A 1,755-nucleotide genomic window follows, 5' to 3' on the forward strand; every position below is an offset into this window, starting at 1 on the left:
TATCAATACATTCCTTATAAAAATTCAGTTTTAAAACTCTTTTATACCTTAATTTTTCTAATAATTTCTTTTATTTCAGGTTTCTTTTATAAAGAGAACAAAACTCTAAATTTTTTGTTATTCTTAATTGTATTGATTTCTTGTATATCAATAGGAAGTAGAATGGCTTCTGTAAATTTGGGTGTTTTTCTACTTGGAGTGTATTTACAAAAAAAGAACAATAAAAACTATTTTATATTGTTTTCAATAGTAATATTGCTAATTTTCTTTGGATATAATATATCGCTAAGATCAGAATCACATCAACATGGTCTAATACCTTATATTTTAATTACTTTAGAAAAGCCAGAAATCATATTTAAGTATATCTATAAAAATTTATACTATAATTTTGTTTTTGGTTTTTATGCTACTGCTGATACAGTTGAATATTATAGCTCAAACATTGATAAAAATTTATTAATTTCCTTAAACCCTTTACCAGGAAGATTTGCAGGATGGTATAAAATTGCAGAAAAAATGAGATTAAATATTTTTGCGCCTTACACTGGAATAGGAGAATTGTATAAAACACCTATTTTCTTTTTCTTTTATTGGGTAATTATTGGATTCTATTTTACAACTTTAGATTTAAAGATTAAGAAATTTTTTCTAGAAAAAAAGTATATTTTAAGTTTAGTACAATTGTTATTTATTGTCATGTTCTGTGTACTAATTTATGAATACAATTTTAGATCTTCTAATAGATTTATTTATTATTCTTTAATCTTATTTTTTCTATATTATATAAAATATCAAAATGGAAAACTCTATATTAAAAGATAGTATTTTAAGATTTTTGTCTTTCTATTGTGGAATTTTTATTATCCTACCCTTTCGGCTAAAACCATCTATAATTATTTTATTAGCCATATATTTAATTGCATATAGACCCAAACCAAAAAATAATAATTTTTTTATTTTCTTAGGGGTCTATTTCTTTATTTACTTTTTATCACTATTCAACAACTTTAGCAATTTAAAATTGTCATTGGATTTGTTGATCCGAATTATTCCTTTTATAATTGTTCCTTTATTCTTATTTTCTTTAAAAACTGATGAATTTCAAAAATTTAAAAAAAACCTATTAAACAGTTTATATATTTCTACTTTAATTTATGCTATTACAATTTTAATTTATTTATATTATTTAGGTTCTTTAACAAATGCCAATACGTTAAATTATGGCTATTCCTATATTACAAACGAATTTTATGGTTTTAATGACCACCCTATATATATAACAAGTTATTTTGGTATTCAAATCCTAATCCTTTCTTTTAAACAAAAAAAAAATACGCTAGATTATTTTTATTTAATCTTTTTGATTTTTATGATTTTTTTACTTTCTAGAAAGGCAATAATAATCTCACTTACTTTAATTTTTTTAATTAAAGTAATACAAGGAAAAAAAATTAATTATATGATAGCTTTATTGGTTCTAATTATGATTTTTAGTACAGCATTTTTCTTTCCTTATATTATTGAACGCTTTGCTGAATTATCAATAAATAACCTTAATGTTAATTCTTCTACAAGGATAAGAATTGATGTTTGGAATTTTACTTATAAAGCAATAAAAGAAAATTTATTAATAGGAGTAGGTTGGGGTAATAATCAGGAGTATTTAAATAATATTTATTTACAAAATGATTGTGATTATTTGTTCAATAAAAATTCTCATAATCAATTTTTTCAAATTTTATTGTCTTCAGG

At 21.6% G+C, this 1,755-nt stretch carries 2 protein-coding genes; both read left to right on the forward strand.

The genetic code is table 11. From position 1 onward, the window contains the following. Positions 1-825 (forward strand): hypothetical protein (locus tag HALO113_RS13780; RefSeq protein WP_236554724.1); only part of this gene is annotated, 825 nt, incomplete at its 5' end. Positions 826-1,372: 547 nt separating this feature from the next. Beyond that, a partial coding sequence (locus tag HALO113_RS13785) for an O-antigen ligase (protein ID WP_236554728.1) occupies positions 1,373-1,755 on the forward strand: 383 nt, incomplete at its 3' end.

The sequence above is a fragment of the Flavobacterium sp. 9AF genome, assembly GCF_902506265.1.
Taxonomy (GTDB): Bacteria; Bacteroidota; Bacteroidia; order Flavobacteriales; family Flavobacteriaceae; genus Flavobacterium.